Source organism: Salinispora pacifica CNR114, assembly GCF_000514775.1.
Lineage (GTDB): Bacteria > Actinomycetota > Actinomycetes > Mycobacteriales > Micromonosporaceae > Micromonospora > Micromonospora pacifica.
The window spans coordinates 1-1,373 of record NZ_AZWO01000094.1; the positions used below are offsets into that span (position 1 = coordinate 1).

General features: G+C 72.5%; 1 protein-coding gene. It reads right to left on the reverse strand.

Going from position 1 to position 1,373, the window contains the following annotated elements:
• A partial coding sequence (locus B118_RS0124870) for a polyketide synthase dehydratase domain-containing protein (protein ID WP_238324158.1) occupies positions 1-1,322 on the reverse strand: 1,322 nt, incomplete at its 3' end.
• Positions 1,323-1,373 lie beyond the last annotated feature (51 nt).

Below are 1,373 nucleotides of genomic sequence, written 5' to 3' on the forward strand. Positions count from 1 at the left end.
TCAACCAACAACAGCCGGTCCGGGTTCTCGGCCTGCGCCGAGCGGAGCAGCCCCCACACCGCCGCGCCGGCCAGGTCGGTCACATCATCGCCGACAGCGTGTCGGGTGAGCACCGCCAGCCGGTGGGTGTTCGAGCCGGCCAACCACTCCTGTACCAGGCCGAGCACCCGATTCACCTCGTCGTGCACCGCCGACGGGCCGGCGACGTCCCCGCCGAGTCCGGCGGTCAGCACCAGCAGTGCGGCGGCGGTCGCTCCGTCCCGGGCGAGTGGGTCGGCGATGGGCACCCCCTGGGCGGCGCCGGTGGGGGCGAGCTCGGGCCGAACGGCCGGGTGGTAGGCCCAGTCAGGATCGGTCAGCGCCGCGGACGTGTCGATCTCCTGCCAGGTGAGGTCGAACAGCGCGTCGGAGGTGCCACCGGTCTGGTGCGCCTGGACCGGCCGCAGGACCAGCGAATCAATCGTGGCGACGGGGGCGCCGACCGCGTCGGCGACCACCACCCGGACCCCGGAGCCGACCGGGGTGAGCCGGATCCGTACACCGGCCGCGCCAGTGGCGTGCAGGGTGATGCCCGACCAGGCGAACGGCAGCCCGCGGAAGGTGTCACCGTCGGCGAGGCCGAGGGTGTGCAGACCGGCGTCGAGCACCGCGGGGTGCAGGCCGAAGTCGTCGGCCTCCACGTTCTCGGGGAGGTTCACCTCGGCGTAGAACTCGTCGTCGCGTCGCCACACCCGGCGCAGACCTCGGAAGACCGGGCCGTAGGCCAGGCCGCCGGTGGCGAGGTGGTGGTAGAGGTCGTCGGTGGACACCGGTTCGGCACCGGTGGGCGGCCATTCGGCTAGGACGGTTCCGGCGCTACGGCGGCCGGTGGTGAGCAGGCCGCTGGCGTGCCGGGTCCACTGGGCGTCGGTGTCGGCGCTGCGGGCGTACACCTGGACGGAGCGGGCCGGGCCGGCGTCGGCGGCACCGACGACGACCTGGAGTTGGACGGCGCCGCGTTCGGGCAGCACCAGCGGGGTCTCAATGGTCAACTCATCGACGGTTTCGGCGCCGACCTGGGCACCGGCGTGCAGCGCGAGCTCGACGTAGCCGGTGCCGGGGAAGATCACCGCGCTGTTGACGACGTGGTCGGCGAGCCAGGGGTGCCGGTCGAGGGAGAGCCGTCCGGTGAGGACGGCGCCGTCGGCGTTGGCGAGGGTGACCGCCGCGCCGAGCAGCGGGTGGTCGGCGGAGTCCAGACCCATCGCGGTGACATCACCAGGATCAGCCGGAGCATCGAGCCAGTAGCGCTGGTGTTGGAAGGCATACGTCGGCAAATCCACCCGCCGCCCACCCCCACACACCACACCCCAATCCAAATCCACACCCGACAC